Source organism: Thalassotalea montiporae (genome assembly GCF_053485855.1).
Genome location: NZ_JBQRUO010000002.1, coordinates 495,027 through 519,083 on the forward strand (window position 1 = coordinate 495,027; position 24,057 = coordinate 519,083).

Consider the following 24,057-nt stretch of genomic DNA (forward strand, 5'->3'; position numbering starts at 1 on the left):
AAACCCCACATGCTCAGTTACCGATTTAAGCTCGATTGAATAATCTTACCGGCCAGCTCTTTTGTCAGCTTTGCCGCAACTTGCGCTGTAATGCCGTCGATATCGCGATTAGGATTAAATTCCACGACATCAGCGCCGACAAGTGGCGCATCAATTTGATGGATAAGGTTAATCACTTCACGTGTCGTTAAGCCGCCCGGTTCTCGGTGCGATACGCCCGGTGCAAAAGCTGGGTCAATACCATCAATATCTAGCGATAGATATACAGGTGTTTCAAATGACAATGGCTTAGCCAGCGGCCAGTGGCGCATTTCATACATTTCTACCGAAAACTTTTGTGCTTGTGCAATCTGGTGAGCATTTAACGTGCGAATACCTACCTGTACCAAACGCTGACATAGCCCGTCCTCCATTACCCGTGCAAACGGGCAAGCATTCGAATACGGATTGCCTTTAAAGCTGTCGTATAAATCTGAATGGGCATCAATATGCAGTATGGTCAGCGCAGGAAAATACTGAGCGTAGGCTTTTAACAGCGGATAGGAAACACTGTGATCGCCACCGAGCGACAAGCATAAATTGCCTACAGCAAGCTGTGCTAATGCTGCCTGCTCGATATCGTGATTAAACCCATATGGCATCGACTTGTCTGCTGAAAAACTTACATCGTCCGCAATTTGCCACTGGGGGTTATCGGCAAGATTGACCCCAAGCTCAGTGCCCTTGTTAAGCGAGCCATGCGCCAGCACGTTTTTGATCACGGCTGGCGCTTTGGCTGGGCCTCGTTCAAACGATGAATTATCGTCAAACGGAACACCCAGCAATGCTAGCGAATGAAACTCGCTTAACAAGCTCTCAGCTTGCATCAGCTTATTCATGACCAATCGGTGAGCCCGGCGGCAGCACAATGCTTGATGCCGGAGTGACGCGCTTGCCTTGCGCTAAGCTAAAGTCGATTTGCTCAGCCAATAAAGTAAACTGCGCTTTCATACCTTGGTGTTTACGTGATTTACGGTTGTCATCTAACCAGTCACCTAAATCTTTTAGCGCGATATAAAGCTCTGCTCTAACTTCCGTCACCACTTTATCGCTATGCCACAGGGTAAGTAAGTGCTCAACTACTTGTTGGTTAACGCGCTGCTGAACAAGCAAGCCTAGGCCCTTTTCACTGTTTTGTTTAATGGTGCTTTCTAGCAGCATATCTAACAGTTTTTCCACTGATGGAATATCTTTGCCCATTAGCGATTGCTGTTGTAATCGCGCTAAACGCTCGGCATTTAACAACAGCCCAACCGTATGTTTCGCTGCCGCTTCTGCGGCGCTGACCGGATCAAAAGTTAGCCCAGTATTGGCTTTAAAACTTTCACGATTACGCTGATAGCCGTAGGCTTTCGGTGGAATTAAACCGATTAATTCATCACTAAGAGTGAGCGTTTTCGGTGTTAAGGTCGCCAGTAAGGCATCTAGCGCTTGGTATTGGCTATCACCGGCCACGGCTGAAACGCCAACCACTTCACCTTGACCTTTAACTTCGTAGCTGTAATCAACGCCAGCCACTAGTTTTACTGCCGCTTCCACTTGATAGCGATGGAAGTTATAGATTGGCACTAATACCTGCTCGATTTCCGACAGCGGCGTACCATTGGCAATTGAGTTAATACCAAAATCTTGCAATGCTTTTTCACGCACCGCTAATACACGCGTCAACTCAGTAGCGGCGTTTTTGCCGTTATCCCATAAATGCCCTGTCGCATGACCGCCAGATTTTGGTCTAGCATCGGGATCCGACATATATTGCAAGCCTTGGCTTTTCGCCTGAGCAATCAAACCCGCAAGTGCTTCATCTTCAAGTTCAGGGGCAATATCACTGTAGCCATAGGCGATCACGTATTTGTCCCACGCGCCTATATCTGTGTCGTACGCGTTGGATAAATCAATTTCACCGTTATTAAGTGTGATGTATGGGTGTGGGTAATCCATCACCGAGGCGCGATTATTAACACTTGCGGCGAAGTTATGGGCAATACCTAATGTATGACCGACTTCGTGAGCGGATAACTGGCGAATACGTGCTAATGCCATTTCCTGCTGCTTGCTGGTATCCGTTTGTTCGCCACTCTCTTCGTTCATATCGAATGGTGAAGTTAAACCAAGGGCAATCAAGTAGTCTTGGCGAACACGCAATGAGCCTAAGGTAACATGACCTTTGATAATTTCACCTGTACGCGGGTCAATAACCGACGCGCCATAGCTCCAACCGCGTGTCGCACGATGTACCCACTGGATCACGTTGTAACGCACATCCATAGGATCAGCATCTGCTGGTAACATTTTCACCTGAAACGCATCTTGGTAGCCAATCGCTTCAAACGCTTGATTCCACCATCGCGCACCGTCTAACAAGGCACTTTTTACTGGCTCTGGTACACCAGCATCTAGGTAATAAACAATCGGTTCGACTGCCGGTGAAACAGCTGCCTCAGGATTTTGCTTTGCTAAACGATGACGCGGAATAACACGTTGAATCAGTGGTTCATCAATTTTAGTGGCGTAGTCGGCATGGCTAATTGCCCAGTAGCCGCTGTAAGGGTGGAATGCACGTTGTTGGTAGTTATCGTCTGGCAGTTCAATTAAAGAATGATGGAAGTTAACGGTTACCGCTGAGTTTTCTGGCGTCACTGATTTTAAGTAAGTTCCTGCGCCCGAACCTTTAAATGTGATAGTTGCTTCAAATTCGGTATTTTTAGGAAAAGCTTTGGTGCGCTTCGCGTACAAGCCACTGCGCGTAGCATCTACTTTAAAGCTACCTTGTTTGCGCTGTTTTAAACGTTCACCGACACCGTGAATATCGGAAAGTAGAAACGGCGTGTAATCCACCACAACTTTGCCATTTTTGCTCGCTTTAGCCACTTTAAAGCCCCAAATAATTGAGCTGGCAAAGGCTTCATCAATGGCTTGGCGCTCAAGCTCATTATCGCTATTCGCGCGGTAGTAAGTATTAAGTTGGCGCAAAAACACCTTGTCACCAACACGCTCAAACTGCACTAAACGAGTACCACCAAGTTGACCGCGATCTAAGCCTATATCGTTAGAGCCAATGCCGTGTGGCATACTGCTTTGAAATAAAAACGGCTGCTCAAAGTTGTCAATTTCTAGGTAAACCTTGCCGCTATTTTCATCGTGATAAAACGAAAAGTAGCCTGACTGGTATTGCTTGTCTTTGCTAAATTCTGCGAAGTCAGCAGGCTCTGCCCACGCGCTGGAAAGCCAGCTTAGGCAAAGTAAAAGCACGGTTAACAGACGATTTAATTTCATCCTAATTCCTTATTATTTTTACTAAAAACGGTCACAAAATTGAGTTATAATCGGCTAAAAGTTAGAGTGAAAACTTTCAATAAATTGATCACCCGTGCCAATAGCGAAATGCATGACTTAACTAGCTTTTTGGCAACCGAGAAATTTTGCTCTTCCTAAAATATACAGTTGGTGAAAGCGGATCAAATAGAAATCGACCAGCCAACAATAACTTGCCATCAACCACAAGCAATTAGGTAACCCTATGCAACGACTAGCGCCAGCATTACGCGAAGACGACGTACCTTTAGACTTAATCTCGTTAATTAAAACCATTCTTGCCGCCACCAAAGAAATTTCATTCCGCGTCAGCCAAGCACAGTTAGGTGGCTTAATGGGTTCGACTTTGGATGAAAACATTCAAGGTGAAGTACAGAAAAAGTTAGACGTGGTTTCTAACGAATTAATTAAAGATATTTTGCTGGAATCGGGCTTTGTTCGCGCCATTTCGTCAGAGGAAGAAGATACCTCAGTGGCTGGCGACCCTAACGGCAAGTTCTTAGTGTCGTTTGACCCACTCGATGGCAGTTCAAATATTGATATTAACTCGCTGATTGGCACGATTTTCTCAATCCACGAAGCCATTCCTGAGCTAGCGGCTGACGATCCTAAGCAATTCCAGCAGCCTGGCCACAAACAAGTCTGTGCCGGTTATGTACTTTATGGCCCATCAACCATGTTGGTCATGACCACAGGTAAAGGCACACATTTTTACGTACTCGACAGAACCCACGGCGGCTACTTGTTGGTTGAGCGCAATGTACAAGTACCTGCCGACACCCGCGAGTTCGCGATTAATATGTCGAACCAACGTTTCTGGCAAGCACCAATGCAAAACTATATTAGTGATTTAGTTGCTGGTAGTGATGGCCCGCGTGGTGTGAACTTCAATATGCGCTGGATTGCCGCTATGGTTGGCGATATTCACCGTGTACTGACGCGTGGCGGTATTTTCACTTACCCTGCTGATAACAAAAATCCAGAAAAGCCTTACAAGTTACGCTTAATGTATGAAGCGAACCCGATGAGCTATTTAGTTGAACAAGCGGGTGGATTAGCGATGACCAGTGAAGGGCCGATAATGGATATTGAGCCAAATGATATTCACCAACGTGTGGAAGTGATCATGGGTTCTAAAAACGAAGTTGAGAAATGCTTAAGCTACTATAACTAGTTAGCGATACACTGTTTTAAAACGCTATAAAAGCTCATTCATAGCTTGGTAAATGCCGCATGAAATTCGAGGTTACTCGAATAAGACTGCGGCTTTTTTTTATCCACCAAAAACTGCTAGAATACGCGCCAATTAATGTTATTCGCTTGGAGAATTATCAATGCCAGCTTACGCGGTCGGACACAAGGTGCCAGATTCTGATTCAGTTTGTTCAGCAATCGCCCTATCGTACCTAAAAAACCAAATTGGTGAAGACGTAAAACCAGCACGTTTAGGCGAGCTATCACCAGAAACTTTATTTATCTTAGACAAGTTTGGTTTTGAGCAACCTGAATTAAAAATGACGTTTGCTGATACTGACGGCATTTACGTAGTTGATCATTCAGATCGCATCCAAGGCCCAGACGATATCGACGACACCACAGTTTTAGGTATTATCGACCACCACAAACTAGGTGATATCACGACATCAACACCACTTGAGTGTTGGATTCGCCCAGTAGGTTGTACTAATACCATTATTAAAATGATGTACGATTTCCACAGTGTTGAAATTCCAAAAGACATCGCTGGCGCTATGATGTGTGCAATCTTATCTGACACCGTGATCTTCAAATCACCAACCTGTACCACTGCCGATATCAAGTGTGTTGAAGCACTCGCGGAAATCGCAGGTGTAGAAGACTACAAAGCACTTGGCATGGAAATGTTTGAAGTAAAATCAGCGGTTGCTGGCACGCCAGTACGTGACCTAGTGATGCGTGACTTTAAAGACTTCAACATGCACGGTAACAAAGTAGGTATCGGTCAGTTAGAGCTGATCAACTTAGGCCTAGTTGACGACATGAAAGCTGACTTACAAGTCGATATCGCGGCATTAAAAGCCGAAGGTGACTACCACAGCGTATTGTTGGTATTGACCGACATTATGAAAGAAGGCTCAGAAGTACTCGTTGTCAGCAACAACGACGACTTAACAGAAAAAGCCTACGGCGCTGCATCTATTGACGGTAAAGTGTGGATCGACGGCATTATGAGCCGTAAGAAGCAAGTCGTACCGCCACTACAAGATTCATTAGCTTAATCTTCAAGCTTCTCTAAATGCTTAAAACCCAGCGTTAACGCTGGGTTTTTTATTCCTTGCATTTAAACCCTGCTATAAATGAATCAATATCGACGCTTGGTCTTTTTTGGTCATTTTTGAGACCACTAGCTTAAACGAATTATCTATCATCCGCTCAATTTCACCCGCAGGTACAGAGCCATCTAAAATCACCGTATTCCACAGCGCGCGATTCATATGGTAGCCGGGGATCACGCTAGGAAATATATCACGCAGCATAACCGCTTCTTCGGGGTCACATTTTAAGTTCATGCAGTAATGACCCTCTAGCTTACCGTCAGTGCCTTTTTCGTTGCCCTTACCCAAGGATAAGGTGGCGAACATCTTGCCTTTTACTTTGTAAACTTCAACATCTTCGCCAAATGGAAAATCTTTAATTGTTTCAGGCTTAGCAAGTAAATATGCCCTTACTTCTTGCTCGTTCATCTTTAAATCCTAATTAGAATAACAACTTAGTTGTAAGCGCTAGTATAAACAGCACGCTTAGAAAAGTGATCTTTGTCATGCTTTTCTACACTCGTTTACATTTCGACAAAGCTACGACATCAGTCGCACACACTCTTTTGCTAAAAATACAGTCAAGCAAAACGGAATTGCTTTTATGGTGACAGCAGTATGACCTTGTCTACTCATTAGCGCATTGCAGTAGCAATACAGTAACAAGGAACACCAAGTTTTAAAAACGGAACAATGTGAATACTTAGCTAGCGCTTGGTATCAAATGCTTAGCCATTGTCTTGGCTAACAATATTAGTTTAGGAGAGAACAATGAAACATAAATTACTCGCTGGTATCGCCGTAAGCGCCATTGTTGCAGGCTCATATGCGCCAGCTAGCTTCGCACAGACATATAAATTTGTCGCCACTGACGGTTCGCATGAAACCCGCCTATGCGTTAGAACAGGTAATAACGACGTAAAAGGTGTTAAAAGCACATTGCGTAAAATGGGCATTCATGATCGCAAGGTAAACATCAATACGATTCGCTGTAACGACTTAGCACCCGCCAAGTTTGCTTATAAGTATCAAGCAGATAACACGTTCAACTTTTTGAACAAATACAGTATTGGTAAGAACAAGGTTAATGCATCTGTAACCATTCGCGACGTTGCTAAAACAAATCAAGAGCCAAAAATCATCTATGTCTCTGCGGCTAACTAGCCTGTGATATTGCTAAATATCGCACGCCATTGCCATTCAAAAAGTAATTGCAACAAACAGAATAATCAGACAAGTAGCTATTTGCTGCTTGTCGCTTATTCTCTCACCTCCCATTCGAATAACCTCAAATAAAACCAATTATCGCGGTGAAAAATCATTGCACCATACTGGTAGCCATGACAGCATAGCTCGCTAACTATTCGTATCTGCAAAACACCTCATGACTGCAAAAACAATCGTTTATTTAGCCAGTGCTGCAATTTTACTTATTGGCTCAGCTTTTCAACCCGCTTACGCACTTGGCAAACTTGGTCACCAGCTAGTGTGCGATCTCGCTTACCAAGCATTAACCCCCGACGCTAAAAGCCAAGTTGACAATTTACTCGCTAGCCTTAATAAAACAGAGCGAAAGCGCATTAATCAATACAACTTTGCCAAGAAAAATAGCCCTATCACTTTAGGTAAAGCCTGCACATGGCCTGACGCCATTAAAAAGCTTGATCATTACGATAAATATAAGCCGTGGCATTACGTTAACCTTGGCCGTGATGAGCAAGAGTTAACCCACAGCACTTGCCAAAAAGACTGCATTACTCAAGCTATTCCTTATCATGCCAAGCAAGTCACACAAGGTAAAAATGTTAAACAGCGCGCTGAAGCACTGATGTTTTTAGGCCATTGGCTGGGGGATATTCATCAGCCACTGCACGTCAGTTTTGCAAGCGACTGGGGTGGGAATAAAACGAAAATTGAAGCCCAAGGCGTGAAATGTTCAAGCATGCATTGGTTATGGGATGAGTGCTTATTGACTCGCCAGACAAAACACAAAAAGTTAGCAGAGCAATACCAACAAATGTTCAGCCTACTGGCTAAGCAACTTACAAAAACACCAAGTGCTGATATGGTTAAGTGGCAAAACGCCTCAGTGATTGATTGGGCGAACGAATCTTTTGCCATCGCGCGTTCGCCAGCAACTATGTATTGCCAGTCTAACTCAAGCCATAACTGCCAAGAGCGTAATTTGCCAGTGAAGCTGACCAGCAAAGAGTTAGATCTCATGTCACAGCAAATTAACCTTCGTATGTTGATGGCAAGTGTTCGACTTGCCCACCAGCTCAACGCAAGCTTCAACTAAGACAAACTATACTAAGCGCCGCGATACTTTTTACAACGACATTTAGCTCAGCGACACTTTGCTCGAAAAGCGTTGAGCTTTCATACTGTTAGCTAGTGAGCTGATTTTTAGCCGCTATCCACTGCGACATATATTGGGTACTTTTGTGGCTGTGATGGTTTAGCATTAAGCCGATGAAGTTCTTTTGGCGATGCATTGTTAGCTGATTGACGATGCACGTTAGCTGCTCGCTAAATTGTTCAACAAACGGCTGGCTAGTAAACAGTAGCTTGCGATTTCGCTCAGCAAGTTCACTGGCAATTTGCCACTGTTCTTCATTTTGATAAAGCACAATAGCTGCTTGTGCTATTTCGTTGACGTCATCAGAGACTACCCCAGGCCAAGCTAAATCAGTAGTCATTCCCTCTGCGCCAATTGCGGTAGTAACTGACGGTGTACTGCACAGCATAGCATCGCTTAACTTGCCTTTAATACCAGCACCAAAGCGCAGTGGTGCCAAGCACACTTTAGCTTTCGCCATTACCTCAAAAGCATCTTCTGCCCAACCTTTGACTAGAAAACCGGATTTTTCACAATGTAAATCAGTCGCTTTTTTCGGCGGATAAGCACCGTAAATATGCAGCTCAGCTTGCGGCAACGCCTTACGAATTTGCGGCCAAATTTGCTGCTTAAGCCACAGCACAGAATCCCAATTAGGTGCATGGCGAAAATTTCCTATGGCAATAAAATTATCACGCTGAGCATAGGGCAAGCTGGGTTTTGCTAATGCCTCCTCATCATATAGAAACGGCAAGTAACAAAGGTGTGAGGCAGGCACTTGGTAATGCTCAACCAATAGCGCTATTTCCACTGGCGAAATCATAATGGTTAAATCACAGCGATAAATGGCCGCGACTTCGCGAATCGCAAGCTCTGTATTTAGCTCCGTATTTTCAAGATGGCCATCTTTTTTATAAGCTTGATGACGAGCGTTGCGCAGGCTCTGCAAGTCTTCTGTGTCGAGAATTTGCAATGCATTAGGACAGTTTTTGGCAACGCGCCAACCAAATTGCTCTTCCACCATATATCTGTCATACATCACTGCATCAGGCGCTAACTCGCTGACAAAGGCATCAAAGCTATCGCAATTCAGTGTGATTTCCTGCGTAGCAACATCGAGCGCTGCCAAGTCAATCATATGATCACTTTTATTTGCCGCGCTAACAAAAGTTACTTGGTAATCCAACGTTTGAAATAAACGAATAAGCTGAACCATGCGGCTGCCAGCGGCAGAAGAGTTAGGCTCAGGCCAAACCCAACCAATAATAAGCAAAGATTTCATAGAAAATAGCGGAAAAGGAGAATCTAGCTATTTTACGATAGGTACATGGTCTATCGCCACAGTTTAAAAGCTTACTCATATCGCAAAGTAAACCGGATATACCTAATTTTTTATAAAAAAAGCCAGCAAGTGATGCTGGCTTTAAGTAACAAGAACTGGCAGAAAATTACTGAGCTGCTGCTTCCGCTTGCTCACCTACTTCTGGTGCTGGCTCTGGTTTTTGAATTTCTAATAATTCAATTTCGAAATTCAATACTGAGTTACCAGGAATGCGTGGTGGGTTACCCATAGGGCCGTAAGCAAGATCTGAAGGAATGGTGAACTTGTACTTCGCACCTACCGACATTAACTGAACGCCTTCAGTCCAACCGCGAATTACGCGATTTAGTGGGAATACCGCAGGCTGGCCTCGATCTACTGAGCTATCGAATTTCTCACCGTTAATCAAAGTACCTGTGTAGTGTACTTTTACAGTGTCAGTTGCGGTTGGCTTTTCGCCCTCAGCTGGGGTAATGATCTCGTACTGAATACCAGATTCAGTGGTCATCACACCTTCGCGCTTAGCATTTTCATCAAGGTACTTTTGACCTTCTGCTAACGCATCTTCTGCTTGCTTAGCAATTTGCGCTTGCTGCTTTTCTTTCATTTGCTGATCAAGCGACATTAATAAAGCTTGAATTTCTTCTTGTGGTAATTGTGATTTGCCTTCTAAGCTTTCTACAAAACCTTTTACGATCAGCTCTTTATCTAACGCTAAACCTAACTTCTCATGTTCTGCTAGGTTACGCTCCATGTACATACCAATTGACGCGCCTAAACCATAAGCTTGCTTGTCAATTTCTGCTTCCAATACTGGCGCTTGCGCTACAACAGGCTCTTCTTTTTTAGCTTCCTGACAGCCAAATACAGACACCATCGCAATTGCAACCAAAGTCGGTTTAAACAATTTCATTTAATACTCCAAAGTTGAACATAACAAAGACCACGGTGATTTTTATTATTTTTGTTCAATCGCGTGAAAAAACACTTATACTAACGGCTATTGTGGTCAGAAAAAAGTATTAAATATTGATGTCGCTTAATCGATTGTTTTCACTCTGTAAAATTGCCGTTTTGCCATGGTTTTTAAGCGCTTGTCAACCGAGTGATTCACAACCAATTGAACGCTGGCGACACGCTGCTGAAGGTGCGAGAGCAGCCGATATTTCCAATGATGGAAAATTAAGTGTTGTGTCATCAATTCATCATGGCATCAGCGTTTGGGATATCGATAAAAATGCGCTGAAATTTACTTGGTCACAACAACAAGACAACGCCGATAACTTAGTACTGGCTATCGATATTGCCGACAACAACTCACATGTGGTCACCGCCAACAGCGAGGCTTTCTCGCTGTGGAACGCAGAAACTGGTGAATCAGAAGGCTTTTATCAAGTCAGTGAATCACGCATTCGCGATATCGCTATTGCTAACAACGGTAATTATCTACTTATTGGTAAGTCCAACGGCAAAGTGGCTCACGTCACAATGGCAAATGGGCGACGCCTCGAGTTCTTAGGTCATAGCGAGAAAATCAATACTGTTGATATGCTGCCCAATGGCCGCGTTGCCATCTCTGGTGGTAACGATTTTGTCGCCTACGTTTGGGACACCCAGTCAGGGCAAGTGATCTACCAATTTAACCATCCTAGCCGTGTCACTAAAGTCGCGCTTGACCCACAAGGTCGTTATGCCTTTACCGCGGATAGCAAAAAAGATGCGCATATTTGGAACTTAAAAACTGGCAAACTGGTTAACAGCTTAAAATATACCAATCGCCAAGAGGTGTTTAGCTCAGTGCGATTCTCACCCGACGGCACACAACTGCTCACCGGCGCTCCAACGCGTAAAGTCAGTCTGTGGAATATTGGCACTGGACAACGTATCGCCAGTTGGCGCGTAACGCCACGTGAAGACATTCGCCCTGCCGGCGCCGTTGTTTACAGCGCCGCTTTTCGCGATAATAACCACTTTATTACCGAAAGCTCGTCTGGATTTGCCGAATTATGGCCTCTACCCCAATAACCGCTGATAATCCCAGCGATACAAATCAAGCAATAAGTACGTTAGAACAACGTATTGAAACCTTGGAAGCAAAAAACGCTTTTCAGGAAGATTTAATCGAACAATTAAATCGAGAAATTACTATTCATCAGGCGACATTGGCTGAAATGAAAGAGCATTTGCACCTCGTGGCACAACGCGTAAAAGACATGGCGCCAAGTAATGTAATGAAAGCGGAAGATGAGCCACCGCCGCCACATTATTAATGGAACACGCGAGCGATTTGTCACAATAAGTGTTTAGTAAGCCAGCGATCGTGCTGGCTTTTTATTAGCTGATACTAGGGCGTGTTGATCTTTCGAGGTTGAATTTTGTTCATGCTAAACGCTTTCTGATCGCGGCGCTCGCTTTGTCGCATAGTCGTTCTATGTAAAAAGCGAGCAACAATGAGCAGGAAGCGTTTAGGTGAACCCGCAGGGCAGCGTCTGTTTGAATTTTCTACTGTGTTGGCACTTATTTATGGAGAATGACTACACTGCACAAGTGCCGCCTTGTATAAAACCCAAACAGACTGCTGCAAAAACAACCCTGAAAGATCAACACGCCCTAGTGGCCGCTACTCGGGTTTAAATATACCTATCATTTGCTCGCTCTCGCGCACTTGCTTCTCAACATGCGCTTCAGGCTGAGTCATTTGCTCACCACAGCTCACACAGGTCACTTTTTCAATACCATTTTCTTTGGTGAGTGCCATGGTATCCATCGCCTTACAGCTCGGGCAAACTGCGCCCGCAATAAATCGTTTTTTCACATTCGTTCTCTTTATTGTGCTTCTTACTAAACTTCTTACCTTACTTAGCCAGCATTTTAACTTGAAAGCCACTAGGGGTAAAAGCGACAATAGCGCCAATTTTATAAAGTAGTACTAATTGGAACGCGCACTTGATCACTGCCCAAGACTTAGATGTTTACCGAGGCTCAAAAGCCTTAATTACCAATGCCACCTTTACCGTGCACGCCAAGCACAAAGTTGGCTTAGTTGGCGCCAACGGTTGCGGTAAATCATCACTATTTTCTGTTTTTCTCGGTGGCCTAGCACCTGATAAAGGTGAGCTCAAAATGCCCGCCAAATGGCGTATAGCCACGGTAAAACAAGAAACACCAGCGCTTGATTCTAGCGCACTTGATTATGTGATTGATGGCGACACCGAATATCGCACCATTGAAGCAGAGCTTGAAAAGGCGCGACAAGCAGAAAACGGCACCTTAGAAGCCACCTTGCTAAACCAATTAGAAACCATTGATGGCTACAGCTTGCCAGCACGTGCTGGTGAACTTTTGCATGGGTTAGGCTTTAGCCAAGCCGAACTTTCGCAGCCAGTTAAAAGCTTTTCTGGTGGTTGGCGCATGCGCTTGAATTTAGCGCAAGCGCTGATTAGCCGAGCCGACTTATTGCTGCTGGATGAGCCAACCAACCACTTAGATCTTGATGCGGTTATTTGGTTACAGCGCTGGTTAAAACGCTTTGATGGCACCCTAGTGTTAATTTCTCACGATCGCGACTTTCTTGATGATGTTGTCGGTCAAATTCTGCATATTGAGCGCCAAAGTGCCAAACTGTACTCTGGCAACTACACCGCGTTTGAGCGACAGCGCGCTGAACATTTAGCGCAGCAAGATGCCGCTTACCAAAAACAGCAACGCGAAGTCGCGCACTTAACCAAGTTTGTTGACCGTTTCCGCGCAAAAGCGAGTAAAGCAAAGCAAGCGCAAAGCCGTTTGAAGCGATTACAAAAGCTACCTGATTTAGCGCCTGCTCATGTTGATAGTCAGTTTACTTTTAGTTTCGAGCAACCTGAGCATTTGCCTTATCCACTGCTGTCCATTACCGATACCGACTGTGGTTATGGCGAAACCCGAATTCTAGCGCAAGCCAATATCACCCTAGTTCCTGGCACACGTTTGGGGTTATTGGGGCGAAATGGCGCGGGTAAATCAACGTTAATCAAATCGTTAGCCGGTGAGCTTGCCTTGTTGAGCGGCGAGCGTTTTTGTGCACAAGACTTAAATATTGGCTATTTCTCTCAACATCAGCTAGAGCAACTTCATGGCAACTCGACAGCGCTTGAACATATATTGCGTGATGCACCGCATTTTGGGGAGTTAGATGCTCGCAACTATTTAGGGCGTTTCGGTTTTAGCGGCGATCAAGCATTAGCACAAGCCAGTACGATGTCAGGTGGGGAAAAAGCACGACTAGTACTCGCACTGATTGTATTGGCAAAACCACAACTTCTGCTGTTGGATGAACCGACAAACCATTTAGATTTAGAGATGCGCCAAGCCTTAGTGATGGCGCTACAAGATTTCCAAGGGGCGATAATCCTTATTGCCCATGATCGCTATTTACTAGAATCCTGTGTTGACGAATTTTTATTGGTCGGGCAAGGCAAAGTCACTAGCTTTGACGGAGATATCGACGATTACCAGCAATGGTTAAATGACGATAAAAAACTCAGCAAAGCACAATCAGCAGAGCCCAAAGAAGCCCAAAATTCAGGTGTAGATAAAAAACAGCAACGCCAGCAACAAGCTGAGTTGCGAAAACAAGCTGCGCCACTAAAAAAGCAAGTCGATAAACTCAACAAACAAATGGAGAAATGGCAAACAGAACTCGACGAGGTTGAGGCCATTCTTGCCGATGGTGAAATTTATCAATCAGACGATAAAGCCAAATTATCTAGCCTGCTTAAACAGCAAGCGAGCTTGAGCGAGCAAATCAGCGAAGCTGAGATGGAATGGCTTGATTTAGAAGAAAAAATTGACGCGATCATGAATCCAATCGGATAAGATAATTATAAAGCGATGATCTGTAACGTGAATTCTAGTAGTTTTACGCACTTTTAATGCACTTTGCTAAACTATCAATAACACGTTCATTTACGACAAGAGAGTTATTATGAACAAACTTACCCTTGCTAGCCTAACCTTGGCGTTATCTTTAAGCTCGTTATCTGGCGTCGCCGCCGATTTAAAATCTGGCATTTATGAACTTAACCGCGGCCAATTTAAAGCCGCGATGGCAGAGTTTCAACCTCTGTTAGAAGAAGGCTACGCTCCTGCCCAGTACCAAGTGGCTATGATGTATAAGAATGGCTGGGGAATGCGTAAGAGCCTGCAAAAGTCTTATGAATTATTGTCACTTGCTGCCGATCAAAACTACCCTGATGCTCAGTTTGAACTCGCCTTGATGTATACCGAAGGCGAACCGGTCGAAAAAAATTCGAAAAAAGCGTTTGAGCTGACTAAAAAAGCAGCAGAAAAAGGCCTTGCCAGCGCACAATTTAATTTGGGCGTAATGTATGCAGAAGGCACTGGAACCTATCGCGACAATCGCAAAGCGGTGCGCGAATACGAAAAAGCCGCCAAACAAAATTACGCGTTGGCTCAGTTCAATCTTGCCTTAATGCACTTTGAAGGCAAAGGCACAGAGAAAGACATTATTCAGTCATACATTTGGAATACCATAGCGTCACGCAATGGCTATCAACCCGCCGAAAGCAGCCGCGTGCTAGATGAGCGAAAGCTTCCTGTTGAAGAAATTAAAAAAGCACGAGAAGAAGCTGACAGTCTCTACCGAAACTTGCTTGCTCAAGCCGAAATCAGAGCAAAGAACAGTCAATAATTAGTCAACTTTAACTGGCATTATTGATCTATATCACTATGCCGTTTTGCTCCTTATTTACAATGGTCGTCAGTAACAAATAAGGAGCATGTCATGGACATTCTAAAATCTTTCTTTAACGATCCTGTATTCTGGTTCTCGTTTGGTGGCTTGACTATCGTATTGGCTATTTGTGCTTACTACGTTTACTTCTTTATGAAGAACATTGCTGAAGACAAGTAGCACCAATTAATTTTATCAGCCGAAACATAGAGTTATTTATTGTCTTCATGGTTGGTTAACAAGCATAAATTTCACGTACAATTTTTAAACATTTTCTGCGCTAGCTTTGCTATAATGGAGCATAACTCAGATAATATGGTGTCGTCGTTATGATCTCTGTTAACCAACAATCTACTTCTCTCAGTTTTATTGAGCAGCAACGCCAACGTCAAGACGAAGAGCGCGAGCAACTTTCTTCTGCACGACGTATCAATCGTGCTGCCGATGACCCTGCTGGTCTACAAATATCTGAACGTCTTACTTCTCAAATTAATGCGAGCAGTCAGCTTAGCGTCAACGCTCAAGATCAAATCAATTTAAATAACGTTCAAGAAGCCAGCCTTACAGCTATCTCTGACAGCCTACAACGCGCCAATGAGCTTTCAGTTCAATCTGGCAGTGCTTTCAACGATCCAAATGCTATTCAAGGCGAATTAGATCAGTTAACGGAACAAGTAAACGCTATTGCAGGCGAAGCATTAGGCGATCCAAACTTCTTATCTGGTTTAGATGCAAACGACCCAGCGGCAACACAAGCAGCACTTGAAACCGCATTTGAAAGTGTTAGTCAGCAAGCAACAGCACTAGGTGCAGACAGCAATAGCTTGGGCAGCCAAGTGAGTACCTATGAAACCTCTGTGGTAAACGTTAGTGCATCACGCTCACGTATCCAAGACACAGACTTCGCTTCTGCCAGTTCAGAACAAGAACAAGCTGAAGCTCAGTTGCAAGCTGCCATTATTACGCGCCGTGAAGAAGACTCTCGTCGTGGTTTGTTAGTGAATCAGTTGGTTTAGTTCAATTGCCTGTAAAGCAGATGCCTTAATACAAACACAACAGTTCTATCTCAGACTAATATCCGTATAATCAAGCCTACCCTATGAGTGTCATGGGGTAGGCTTTTTCTTTTCATAACTTATTTTCAAAAATACAGCCAAAATGATAATCAACAGCTCATTTAAACCAGCGTGGTGGCTTAGCAACGCTCATTTGCAAACTATTTTGGCTAAATATTTTCGCAAACATCAGCGTATCGCACTGCACAAATCAAGCCTTGAAACGCCCGACGATGACTTTATCGATTTAGCGTGGACAGAATTGCCCGAGCGAAATAGTGCAAAACCGATTGTGGTTGTATTGCATGGCCTTGAAGGGTCAGCGGATAGCCATTATGCGAAAGGCATGTTAACCGCAATTAAGAATGCGGGTTGGATAGGTGTGCTGATGCATTTTCGCGGCTGCAGTGGGCGCCCTAATCGCCATGGACGTTCTTATCACTCAGGTGATACTCGTGATATCAACTTTTTATCTAATTGGCTGCAAAATCTTTACCCACAGGCGCCAAAAGCAGCCGTTGGCTTTTCATTAGGCGGGAATGTGTTAACCCGTTACTTAGCCGAGCACCAAGATCACCCTTATCAAGCTGCAACAGTTATCTGTGCGCCACTAGATTTAACCAGTTGCAGCCGTCGTATTGCCAAAGGTAGTTCACGTATCTATCAGAAGTACTTGGTCGATATGTTAAAGGCCAGCACCTTAGTTAAAGTTGAACAGCAATTGTTACCTGAAATCAATCCAAGCCGACTGGAAAAAGTCAAAGAGCTATGGGATTTTGATCATATGGTTACCGCTCCCGTAAATGGTTTTGCAAGCGCTGAAGACTACTATCAACGTGCCAGTGGTAAGCCCGTGATGGCCAAAATTAATGTTCCTTGTTTATTTATTCATGCCGCTGACGATCCGTTTTTAGATCATCAGCATATCGTGCCAGACCAACCACTGCCTGAGCATATAGATTTTGAGATTAGTGAAAAAGGTGGGCATGTCGGTTTTATTGCGGGCAAAAACCCGTTAAACCCAATTTATTGGTTAGAACAACGCGCACCTGCCTATTTGAGTCAGTTTTTATGATTATTCCCCATCAAGAAATACAGCCCGAGACATTAACAAAGCTAATCCAAGAATTTGTACTGCGAGAAGGTACCGATTACGGTTTAGAAGATGTTGAACTCACGCAAAAAATTGCGCAAGTAAAGCAACAATTAGCGAGCGGAGAAGCCGTGATCGTCTATTCAGAGCTCTATGAAACGGTCAATATCATCCCTCATACGGAAGTTGAGCAATATTTGTCAGCATCAGAGTAAAGCACTTTTGCCAATCAGTATGAGAGCTATTCAAGCGTCAGCTGCATATGACGTTCGGTAAAGTGGTTTGAGAATACCGCCAGCTTGTTACCTGCTTGCTCAACTAAGCTCACCTTGCGCGGCAGATAGCAGGCTTTATTAAAGTGTGCTGTCACTTTTTGATAAGACTTGTCAGTATTCACTAGCGCCCAATGCATCTGATACATACCGTGTATCACACAAGCATGCATTCCTAACATTTTAGCCAGCCAAGGTTGCAAATGAATGGGGTTATAGTCGCCTGATAGCTTGGCATATTTGCGCGCTAACACTGGCGTCAGTGGTTGATAAGCCACCGCTGAAAGTGCATTCGCTACATCGAACTGCCGCCTTCTTTCACCCCGTTGATAATCTTTAAATTTATCTAACAACTGATGTTCGCTAACAAGACAAACATTGTTGTTTTGCAGCATCTCAATTCGAATACGGTAAACCAAGCCTTTGTCGCTTGCCTGGCTGCCTATTAGGCTCAATATCAAGTCAAACGGCTGTTGCCAACTTACTGGCTGTTGTTCCTCAAAACTAGCACTGATATGGATCAAGCCAAGCAGACCACTCGGTAGCTTAGCCTGCAATAACAACTGCCCAAGATAGCGATAGCTTTCTATAAACAAGTAGCTTATTGGTAAGGTTTGGCAATTAAAGAGTTGCTTAAAGCTTTGTTGGCGTGAATTATCAGCTGCTAATCCATTAAGTCGAATGGCGAGCGGCGCAAAGCTATTACTCGGCAAGTAAGCAGATAAATCACTTTGCTGATTAACGAGCTTGTTATTCGCCAGTTCACAGCTGCTAACATGTTTTTTTAGTTGTGCTCGGCTTATCAATAAATTGCCGAGTAATCTCGTTAGCAACCGAAACTTCGGTGCCGGTGTCTGAAGTAATGGCGTCATGATAAATTTTATTATTGTTATTTTTTAATTGAAGCCGTGACCATCTGATCACATAGAGACATCCTGTCTATATCATCTTTAGTTTCATTAAAGTGGCATACCGTAAGTCCTATACCTCACCACTCATTGACGTCCTGTCTCTCTAGCGTCCACCAGTGCGGCATATCGTATGTCCTATACTTCGCCACTCATTGACGTCCTGTCACCGTGGCATACCGTATGTCCTATACATAAAAGCCAACATTACGTTGGCTTTTAGAACATTTATTAGCCACTTGAGCTATTATTGCCCAGAAGTGATTGTAATTTCACCTATTTTATTATTTTCAATGTCTTCTTCAGTAAAGCGAAGTGGTCTTAATTGCGGCTGCTGAGAATACAGCATGGTTTGATCTAAATTATGATCCGCCCCAAACGCATGCGACTGCGAATAACTTAACAAGCCACGAGCCACTGGTCCTTCATCAGTAAAGTTCACCACTGTCATCCAGCTACTACCATAATTAATATGGTAGCCTTCACCTTCGACACTCATCATGGTATTTGGCAGTGTTGGGTATGTATGGCGTGGCAATAAGGTGCCATTATTGCTGGTAGCAGCTCTAAAGACATTAAAACCACCTTCAATATTATGCGCCCCAGCCCATGGAATTTTCACGCCGGTTGCTTGCCCATCCGGTGTACTGCGCTCAACAAACTGAACCGTACCTAGCACCTCATCCAATGCTATGCCTGCTGATTCTACCGTCATAATTGCCCGTGCAAACTGAGTTAACACCTCAGGGGTTGCAGCCAATGTATTTGGTGTTGTGATAGGATTAGCCGGATCGAAATCATTTTGCCATTGCGGCGCTAGATTAAATTGAAAAGCAAACTCACGGAATAAGTGACCAGCACTACTGTTAAGATTCATTGTGCCATCCCATTGCGCCAAGGCACTGCAGCCTGCGCTAATATCGACATTTTGGCCATCAACATTAACAGGTGTGTTGCCCTGATTTTGGCACATTGCTAATAAGTCACTGAGTACTGCTTCACCCAAATAATTGCGATTACCGAGCAGTGCTTGTTCCACTTCTTCAGGCGTAAACAAACCATCACTGCCAGCCGCGTCTGCCAACAATTTATGCGCCATACGTGAACGCAAAGATTGTTGATTATCCACTTGCCCATAAAGCGGCGAAACACCAGTAATTGGGGCTTGTGCATTCGTTAGCCAAAAGCTGTCGTTAGAGTTTTGCACATAGTCAGTGCCTGAATATTTCGGTGCTTGTTCATAAGGAACCGGTCGGTCAAAATCAAACGCCGAAATAAAGGCTGGCAAAATGGTAAAGCCAGCTTGTTGTTTAGCACCGATCAATAACGGATTGGTTGTTAACTCAGTTATCGCAGTGGCGGTTAAAAACGGTACGGTTGAATCATCAATGTAAAATACATTACCTTCACGATCTGCCGCCATGGTATTGTTAAAAATAACACCGTCATGATCTCTAAACGCTTGCTTAAATTCGTCCATATTAGTGGCAAGGTTCATCGCCAGCCAGTGATCAACGATATCTAAATTGGCGGTATTGGCATCTTTAATTGCGTATGCATCGCCATCTGGTCCCCATTCAAAAGCGCCGGGCACAACAACCATAGGCCCTTGATGAGTTGAGTAACTGTTTTTCGCTAGTTGAATGGTTTGCCCCGGTGCCACTGCCACATCAATCACTAATTCGCGGCGAGTAATCGGGCGATTTACCCCATCAACAACTTGTGACAACTGACTAGGGTCGCCATCGTTTAATGTTAACTGATACAAGACAAAATGCTCAGCGGTAGAAAACGTATGTGTCCAAGCAACATTTTCATTAAAACCAATATTCACAACCCCTGGCACGCCCATCAGCGAGCCACCCATGACATTCATATAGCCAGGGATAGTCGAGTGAAATTGCCAGAATCTGAGATTGCCTGTATGAGGAAAATGAGGGTTTGCCAAAACCATACCTTTACCGTTCGCGGTTTTGTCTTTACCTAGCCCCCAGCCATTTGAGCCAAGTTCTTGCTCGTTTATCTCTGGCATCGTCACTTTCGGGTTAACTTGAAAAGGCAGCTCTACAGCAGCTGCTTTCGCCGCTTTACTCCCTTTTGGAAAGGGTAAAAATGATTCACCTTCAGGCGCGGCAGCAAACATTGCGCCTAAGAAGTTCGCAGCACCAGGTAAATGCGCGATCCCCAAGGAGTAAGTTAACATGTCAAGGTCACTGATTGGCTGTACCCACGGCTGGCCAGCGCACGCAGGGTCAATATTATCTGTGCCAGTATCTGCAAGATACTTGTTGTAACCTTGCGCATAGCCTGACAGCATCGCCTGCGAATTAGCCGACATGCCGCGAATACTATTTTGAGCGATATTTCGAATATCTAGAGTAAGGAAACCAAAATCACTAATTAAGTGCTCGGAATCGCCAGATCCAGGCACCATATCAGGGCCATAATATTTAGCGCGCTCAGAGTTATATTTAAGAATTTGATCCGCCAGAATGCAGATGTTATCTCTGGCAAACGCATAACCAACACCATAAGCCAAGCTCTCTAAGCTATCGGCTTTAACATGTGGCACACCAAAGTCTGTCCAACGAATATTAGCGCTAAGCTGACCGTCAGGTGCAAATGCAGGTACGACATCAACTGGCATTGGCGGCTGTGGAATTTCTGGCGTCGGCGGTTCAAAACTTGGTTGACTATTATATTTAAAATCGCCATTTCCACAGGCGCTCAATAAAATTGAAAAAGACAGTAATGAGATGGGTTTAAGCAGCCTGAGCTTACCCAAACCTTTTACAGGTGAGTTTAGTGATATCAAAGTACGTTCCTCTTTTGCTTATGCCTTGTTGTATGTCTTTGTATATATTTATTTTTTTAGATTGATGCAGACATTTCCACAAATGCCATACATGAATTATTTTGTAGCATAGCGAATTGAATTGCTCAAATAAGCATCACTAATAGCTAACTATTCGCCTTCTGAACGAAAGTTGTCATCAAAACAGCTATGAAAAATAAGAGGTTCTTTAAAAAACGCCCAAAACTCTGGGCTAACTATAATTCGAAAGATAAATAATGTGGCTTATTGGATTTACTTCAAAAGGCAAATGGCGCTAATTAATTTATTTGAACTAGATTGCCATTAAGTTGCAGCTCTTCACCTGTTTTATCACTTTCGCTATGAATCCCCTATACTGGTTGAATAATCTTAGCAAGGAGTGCTTTTACGTTGCCAAGCCAAACAACACTCTCTAAAAAACTAAGAAAACGCGCTCAAATTGAACTGTTCATTGCTCTCTTTTTAGTGTCGGGGTTAACACTATTAACCTTAATATCGGAAATTGAAGCCTTTGAATTGTTATTTGAATTTACTCGAGCGCATGAAGATTGGGATCTCGACGAAATATTGCTCTTTGTGTTTTATTTGGGCGCAGTCGGCAGTATCTATACATTCAGACGTATGCAAGACATCAAAAAGCTGAATCGAGAAATAACAAATCTTGCTTTTTTCGACGGAGTAACTCATTTACCAAATCGCGCCCTTGCGACAGACAGGCTTGCGGTATTACTGAAAAACTATGAAAAGACCAGTAATAAGTTGGCAGTTGCCTTTGTTGATTTTGATAATTTTAAAGTCATCAACGACACGTATGGCCATGCTTTAGGGGATTCATTACTAAAACAAGTTGGTAACCGATTACGTCGATGTGTTGGGGCTGATGATACGGTTGGCCGACTAGGGGGAGATGAATTCTTACTGCTCATCAATTATAAGGAATTGGCTCAGTTAGAGGCTATCACCAATAAATTGTGCCAAGTGCAGCAACAGCCCTATTTGCTCGATTTAAATGAAGTCAAAGTGACATTTAGCATTGGTATCGCGCTTTACCCAAAAGATGCAACATGCCAAGCTGAGTTGCTAAAAGCTGCTGACTCTGCAATGTATCATGCGAAAAAGCTAAGAAAGGGAGACATTACCTTCTACGATGAGCAAATACTTGAACAACTAACACAACGCTATAACATAGAAACAGGCTTAAAAAGGGCAATTGGTCAGCATGAGTTTCATATTCAATACCAACCTCAAGCTAGCCTGAAAACAGGTAAGTTAATAGGTTATGAAGCATTATTGCGTTGGCAAACAGCTGGACAGTTTATTTCGCCCGATGACTTTATTCATGTTGCCGAAGAATCTGGCCAAATTGAGCAAATCGGCCTATGGGTGCTAAAGCAAGCACTATCTGAAATGCAGCCTATACTCGCTAGTGACCAATCGTTATCAATAAACCTTTCTCCGCGCCAGTTTCACCAAAATAATCTAGTTCCCGTCATTAGTAACTTACTCAACAAGCTGCACTTTCCAGCCAATCAGCTTGAGCTTGAAATTACAGAATCCGCTATAGTGAGCAACTTTGAAAGAGCGATAGCCCAAATATCTGAGCTTAAAAAGCTTGGTATTAAAATTGCCATCGACGACTTTGGCACTGGATACTCTTCTTTAATTCGCTTACGCGAGCTGCAGGCTGACCGTCTAAAAATAGACAAACACTTTATCAATCAACTCAATAAATCCGACAAAGACAAGCAACTGGTCGAATATATTTTAATGCTAGCGAAAAACATGGACCTTAGTGTTGTTGCAGAAGGTGTTGAAACGCAAGTTCAATTAAGCAAGCTACGAGAACTAGGCTGCGATGCAATACAAGGTTATGTATACGCTCACCCAATGCCAATTGAAAAGGTGTTAAAAAGCGAACATAGTGTTTTATTTTGCCCGCTTGCTGAAGCTAAACATGGTTAATAGGTAGTGAAGAATGAGAACTTTGCGCTTCGCTAAATTAACCTCAGGTTTAGTTAAGAAATAGTGAATAACAAATTAATTCCGATAGTTATGTTCATCATTACCTTCTGGCGAGAAATTTTTGCTGACATCAAGGTAAGTTTGCGCGTCAGTAGCTGGTCTATTGCAAGTAAATTTAAAGCTGGTAGCAGTAAAAATAGCCGCTAGAGGCACATTAGTTATCCAGAGCTGAGGTTAAATTACTTTGTTTGGTATTCGAATAATAAATTAAAGGTGACGGGGACCGCATTACTTATATTGCTAAGACCTGCGATTGTTCTGAGCTTTTCAACACCTGCCGCCAAATTGTATTGGTTGGCATTCATTATTAATGGCTTTACCGTGTTAACGACAAAACGGTTTCTCGCAAGCTTAATCAGCTGTACTTTCATCGTCACTGCTTGCTTGTTGCCATGAAGGTGAATATGCCCAGATAACGGTAAGTACTTCACTTGCCCAGCTGGCAAAGCTTCAATAAAGCGAATATCAACCTCACCGATAAAGTCTGCGCTAGTAAAAGTATCAAGCTTGAATAAATACTTCTGCATGCGTTCATCGCGGATAGGGATGTCAGTATTGACACTTGCTAGACTGACCTTAAAGCTTACTTGCCCTTGTTTATTGATATCGCCAGTCAGATTTTCAAAGCTGTGAACTTCTGCGACTTCGCTATTTTTCGTGGTAACAAAACTTAGCTGAGACTCGCTACTGTTGAGCTGCCAGCCGGCAAACACCGGCAGCGAGAACAGCAAACTCAAGCAATGAACTAATACAGTGAGAATAAGTAAACGTCGCATAACTCTTCCTTGGATTTAATTATCGCTATTGCTTGGATATATGACTTGCTCTAGCTA

The 24,057-nt window shown here is 43.7% G+C and carries 22 protein-coding genes; 13 read left to right on the top strand and 9 right to left on the bottom strand.

Translation table 11 applies throughout. The features are described from left to right. Positions 1 to 17 precede the first annotated feature (17 nt). On the bottom strand, positions 18 to 878 hold the full coding sequence (speB, locus tag ACSLUR_RS08720; RefSeq protein ID WP_448553691.1) for an agmatinase: 861 nt from the start codon (positions 876 to 878) through the stop codon (positions 18 to 20). Then, positions 871 to 3,315: a zinc-dependent metalloprotease gene (locus tag ACSLUR_RS08725; RefSeq protein WP_448553693.1), complete on the bottom strand. Its 2,445-nt coding sequence runs from the start codon at positions 3,313 to 3,315 to the stop codon at positions 871 to 873. The genes speB and ACSLUR_RS08725 overlap by 8 nt, the downstream gene beginning before the upstream one ends. 244 nt (positions 3,316 to 3,559) lie before the next feature. Between ACSLUR_RS08725 and ACSLUR_RS08730 the strand changes: the two genes are divergently transcribed. After that, positions 3,560 to 4,528: a class 1 fructose-bisphosphatase gene (locus ACSLUR_RS08730; RefSeq protein ID WP_448553695.1), complete on the top strand. Its 969-nt coding sequence runs from the start codon at positions 3,560 to 3,562 to the stop codon at positions 4,526 to 4,528. Positions 4,529 to 4,688: 160 nt separating this feature from the next. Continuing rightward, positions 4,689 to 5,612 (top strand): manganese-dependent inorganic pyrophosphatase, encoded by a 924-nt coding sequence (locus ACSLUR_RS08735; RefSeq protein ID WP_448553697.1) that lies wholly within the window; start codon positions 4,689 to 4,691, stop codon positions 5,610 to 5,612. 72 nt (positions 5,613 to 5,684) lie between these two features. On the opposite strand, the gene ACSLUR_RS08740 is transcribed toward ACSLUR_RS08735, so the two are convergent. After that, positions 5,685 to 6,077, bottom strand: a complete 393-nt coding sequence (locus ACSLUR_RS08740; RefSeq protein WP_448553699.1) for an MmcQ/YjbR family DNA-binding protein — start codon at positions 6,075 to 6,077, stop codon at positions 5,685 to 5,687. 342 nt (positions 6,078 to 6,419) lie between these two features. Between ACSLUR_RS08740 and ACSLUR_RS08745 the strand changes: the two genes are divergently transcribed. Together ACSLUR_RS08745 and ACSLUR_RS08750 are read left to right on the top strand one after the other, a co-directional pair. Continuing rightward, the gene (locus ACSLUR_RS08745) at positions 6,420 to 6,812 is read left to right on the top strand and encodes a DUF3718 domain-containing protein (RefSeq protein WP_448553701.1); all 393 of its coding nucleotides are present in this window, start codon (positions 6,420 to 6,422) and stop codon (positions 6,810 to 6,812) included. A 220-nt stretch (positions 6,813 to 7,032) separates the two neighbouring features. After that, complete coding sequence (locus ACSLUR_RS08750; protein WP_448553703.1) at positions 7,033 to 7,947, top strand: S1/P1 nuclease; 915 nt, start codon at positions 7,033 to 7,035, stop codon at positions 7,945 to 7,947. Between the two features lie 88 nt (positions 7,948 to 8,035). On the opposite strand, the gene ACSLUR_RS08755 is transcribed toward ACSLUR_RS08750, so the two are convergent. Together ACSLUR_RS08755 and fkpA are read right to left on the bottom strand one after the other, a co-directional pair. Continuing rightward, a complete protein-coding gene (locus ACSLUR_RS08755) occupies positions 8,036 to 9,268 on the bottom strand; it encodes a glycosyltransferase (protein ID WP_448553705.1) in 1,233 nt (410 codons plus the stop codon). Positions 9,269 to 9,434: 166 nt separating this feature from the next. Further along, positions 9,435 to 10,220, bottom strand: coding sequence for an FKBP-type peptidyl-prolyl cis-trans isomerase (gene fkpA, locus ACSLUR_RS08760; RefSeq protein WP_116001932.1), 786 nt, complete (start codon positions 10,218 to 10,220; stop codon positions 9,435 to 9,437). A 119-nt stretch (positions 10,221 to 10,339) separates the two neighbouring features. Here fkpA and ACSLUR_RS08765 point away from each other — a divergent pair, with 119 nt between their 5' ends. Together ACSLUR_RS08765 and ACSLUR_RS08770 are read left to right on the top strand one after the other, a co-directional pair. Beyond that, positions 10,340 to 11,332 carry a WD40 repeat domain-containing protein gene (locus tag ACSLUR_RS08765; protein ID WP_448553708.1) on the top strand — a complete coding sequence of 331 codons (993 nt, stop codon included), beginning with the start codon at positions 10,340 to 10,342 and terminating at the stop codon, positions 11,330 to 11,332. Then, complete coding sequence (locus ACSLUR_RS08770; protein ID WP_448553710.1) at positions 11,314 to 11,577, top strand: SlyX family protein; 264 nt, start codon at positions 11,314 to 11,316, stop codon at positions 11,575 to 11,577. The genes ACSLUR_RS08765 and ACSLUR_RS08770 overlap by 19 nt, the downstream gene beginning before the upstream one ends. A 350-nt stretch (positions 11,578 to 11,927) precedes the next feature. On the opposite strand, the gene ACSLUR_RS08775 is transcribed toward ACSLUR_RS08770, so the two are convergent. Continuing rightward, positions 11,928 to 12,122, bottom strand: coding sequence for a YheV family putative zinc ribbon protein (locus tag ACSLUR_RS08775; protein WP_116001935.1), 195 nt, complete (start codon positions 12,120 to 12,122; stop codon positions 11,928 to 11,930). 131 nt (positions 12,123 to 12,253) lie between these two features. On the opposite strand from ACSLUR_RS08775, the gene ACSLUR_RS08780 reads away from it, so the two are divergent. From ACSLUR_RS08780 to ACSLUR_RS08805, 6 genes are all read left to right on the top strand, one after another. Continuing rightward, positions 12,254 to 14,161, top strand: coding sequence for an ATP-binding cassette domain-containing protein (locus tag ACSLUR_RS08780; RefSeq protein WP_448553712.1), 1,908 nt, complete (start codon positions 12,254 to 12,256; stop codon positions 14,159 to 14,161). A gap of 109 nt (positions 14,162 to 14,270) precedes the next feature. Then, positions 14,271 to 14,996 carry a tetratricopeptide repeat protein gene (locus ACSLUR_RS08785; RefSeq protein WP_245961519.1) on the top strand — a complete coding sequence of 242 codons (726 nt, stop codon included), beginning with the start codon at positions 14,271 to 14,273 and terminating at the stop codon, positions 14,994 to 14,996. Between the two features lie 93 nt (positions 14,997 to 15,089). Continuing rightward, complete coding sequence (locus ACSLUR_RS08790; RefSeq protein WP_258872166.1) at positions 15,090 to 15,218, top strand: hypothetical protein; 129 nt, start codon at positions 15,090 to 15,092, stop codon at positions 15,216 to 15,218. A gap of 149 nt (positions 15,219 to 15,367) precedes the next feature. Further along, positions 15,368 to 16,054 carry a flagellin gene (locus ACSLUR_RS08795; protein ID WP_116001938.1) on the top strand — a complete coding sequence of 229 codons (687 nt, stop codon included), beginning with the start codon at positions 15,368 to 15,370 and terminating at the stop codon, positions 16,052 to 16,054. 142 nt (positions 16,055 to 16,196) lie between these two features. Beyond that, positions 16,197 to 17,168 (top strand): hydrolase, encoded by a 972-nt coding sequence (locus tag ACSLUR_RS08800; protein WP_448553715.1) that lies wholly within the window; start codon positions 16,197 to 16,199, stop codon positions 17,166 to 17,168. Then, positions 17,165 to 17,401 carry a YheU family protein gene (locus ACSLUR_RS08805; RefSeq protein ID WP_116001939.1) on the top strand — a complete coding sequence of 79 codons (237 nt, stop codon included), beginning with the start codon at positions 17,165 to 17,167 and terminating at the stop codon, positions 17,399 to 17,401. Before ACSLUR_RS08800 ends, ACSLUR_RS08805 begins: the two co-directional genes overlap by 4 nt. 26 nt (positions 17,402 to 17,427) lie before the next feature. On the opposite strand, the gene ACSLUR_RS08810 is transcribed toward ACSLUR_RS08805, so the two are convergent. Together ACSLUR_RS08810 and ACSLUR_RS08815 are read right to left on the bottom strand one after the other, a co-directional pair. After that, on the bottom strand, positions 17,428 to 18,330 hold the full coding sequence (locus ACSLUR_RS08810; protein ID WP_448553717.1) for a MaoC/PaaZ C-terminal domain-containing protein: 903 nt from the start codon (positions 18,328 to 18,330) through the stop codon (positions 17,428 to 17,430). A 283-nt stretch (positions 18,331 to 18,613) separates the two neighbouring features. Continuing rightward, the gene (locus ACSLUR_RS08815; protein WP_448554362.1) at positions 18,614 to 21,151 is read right to left on the bottom strand and encodes an acylase; all 2,538 of its coding nucleotides are present in this window, start codon (positions 21,149 to 21,151) and stop codon (positions 18,614 to 18,616) included. 441 nt (positions 21,152 to 21,592) lie between these two features. Between ACSLUR_RS08815 and ACSLUR_RS08820 the strand changes: the two genes are divergently transcribed. Continuing rightward, positions 21,593 to 23,164: a putative bifunctional diguanylate cyclase/phosphodiesterase gene (locus tag ACSLUR_RS08820; RefSeq protein ID WP_448553719.1), complete on the top strand. Its 1,572-nt coding sequence runs from the start codon at positions 21,593 to 21,595 to the stop codon at positions 23,162 to 23,164. 239 nt (positions 23,165 to 23,403) lie between these two features. On the opposite strand, the gene ACSLUR_RS08825 is transcribed toward ACSLUR_RS08820, so the two are convergent. Further along, positions 23,404 to 24,000, bottom strand: coding sequence for a YceI family protein (locus tag ACSLUR_RS08825; protein ID WP_448553721.1), 597 nt, complete (start codon positions 23,998 to 24,000; stop codon positions 23,404 to 23,406). Positions 24,001 to 24,057: the final 57 nt, after the last annotated feature.

Excerpts from the sequence above, each read along its gene's own strand:
- ACSLUR_RS08740 (WP_448553699.1), bottom strand. The coding sequence starts at position 6,077 with ATGAACGAGCAAGAAGTAAGGGCATATTTACTTGCTAAGCCTGAAACA.
- ACSLUR_RS08725 (WP_448553693.1), bottom strand. The coding sequence starts at position 3,315 with ATGAAATTAAATCGTCTGTTAACCGTGCTTTTACTTTGCCTAAGCTGG.
- ACSLUR_RS08825 (WP_448553721.1), bottom strand. The coding sequence starts at position 24,000 with ATGCGACGTTTACTTATTCTCACTGTATTAGTTCATTGCTTGAGTTTG.
- ACSLUR_RS08755 (WP_448553705.1), bottom strand. The coding sequence starts at position 9,268 with ATGAAATCTTTGCTTATTATTGGTTGGGTTTGGCCTGAGCCTAACTCT.
- ACSLUR_RS08785 (WP_245961519.1), top strand. The coding sequence starts at position 14,271 with ATGAACAAACTTACCCTTGCTAGCCTAACCTTGGCGTTATCTTTAAGC.
- speB (WP_448553691.1), bottom strand. The coding sequence starts at position 878 with ATGAATAAGCTGATGCAAGCTGAGAGCTTGTTAAGCGAGTTTCATTCG.
- ACSLUR_RS08745 (WP_448553701.1), top strand. The coding sequence starts at position 6,420 with ATGAAACATAAATTACTCGCTGGTATCGCCGTAAGCGCCATTGTTGCA.
- ACSLUR_RS08790 (WP_258872166.1), top strand. The coding sequence starts at position 15,090 with ATGGACATTCTAAAATCTTTCTTTAACGATCCTGTATTCTGGTTCTCG.
- ACSLUR_RS08795 (WP_116001938.1), top strand. The coding sequence starts at position 15,368 with ATGATCTCTGTTAACCAACAATCTACTTCTCTCAGTTTTATTGAGCAG.
- fkpA (WP_116001932.1), bottom strand. The coding sequence starts at position 10,220 with ATGAAATTGTTTAAACCGACTTTGGTTGCAATTGCGATGGTGTCTGTA.
- ACSLUR_RS08730 (WP_448553695.1), top strand. The coding sequence starts at position 3,560 with ATGCAACGACTAGCGCCAGCATTACGCGAAGACGACGTACCTTTAGAC.
- ACSLUR_RS08735 (WP_448553697.1), top strand. The coding sequence starts at position 4,689 with ATGCCAGCTTACGCGGTCGGACACAAGGTGCCAGATTCTGATTCAGTT.
- ACSLUR_RS08770 (WP_448553710.1), top strand. The coding sequence starts at position 11,314 with ATGGCCTCTACCCCAATAACCGCTGATAATCCCAGCGATACAAATCAA.
- ACSLUR_RS08810 (WP_448553717.1), bottom strand. The coding sequence starts at position 18,330 with ATGACGCCATTACTTCAGACACCGGCACCGAAGTTTCGGTTGCTAACG.
- ACSLUR_RS08800 (WP_448553715.1), top strand. The coding sequence starts at position 16,197 with ATGATAATCAACAGCTCATTTAAACCAGCGTGGTGGCTTAGCAACGCT.
- ACSLUR_RS08750 (WP_448553703.1), top strand. The coding sequence starts at position 7,033 with ATGACTGCAAAAACAATCGTTTATTTAGCCAGTGCTGCAATTTTACTT.
- ACSLUR_RS08765 (WP_448553708.1), top strand. The coding sequence starts at position 10,340 with ATGTCGCTTAATCGATTGTTTTCACTCTGTAAAATTGCCGTTTTGCCA.
- ACSLUR_RS08805 (WP_116001939.1), top strand. The coding sequence starts at position 17,165 with ATGATTATTCCCCATCAAGAAATACAGCCCGAGACATTAACAAAGCTA.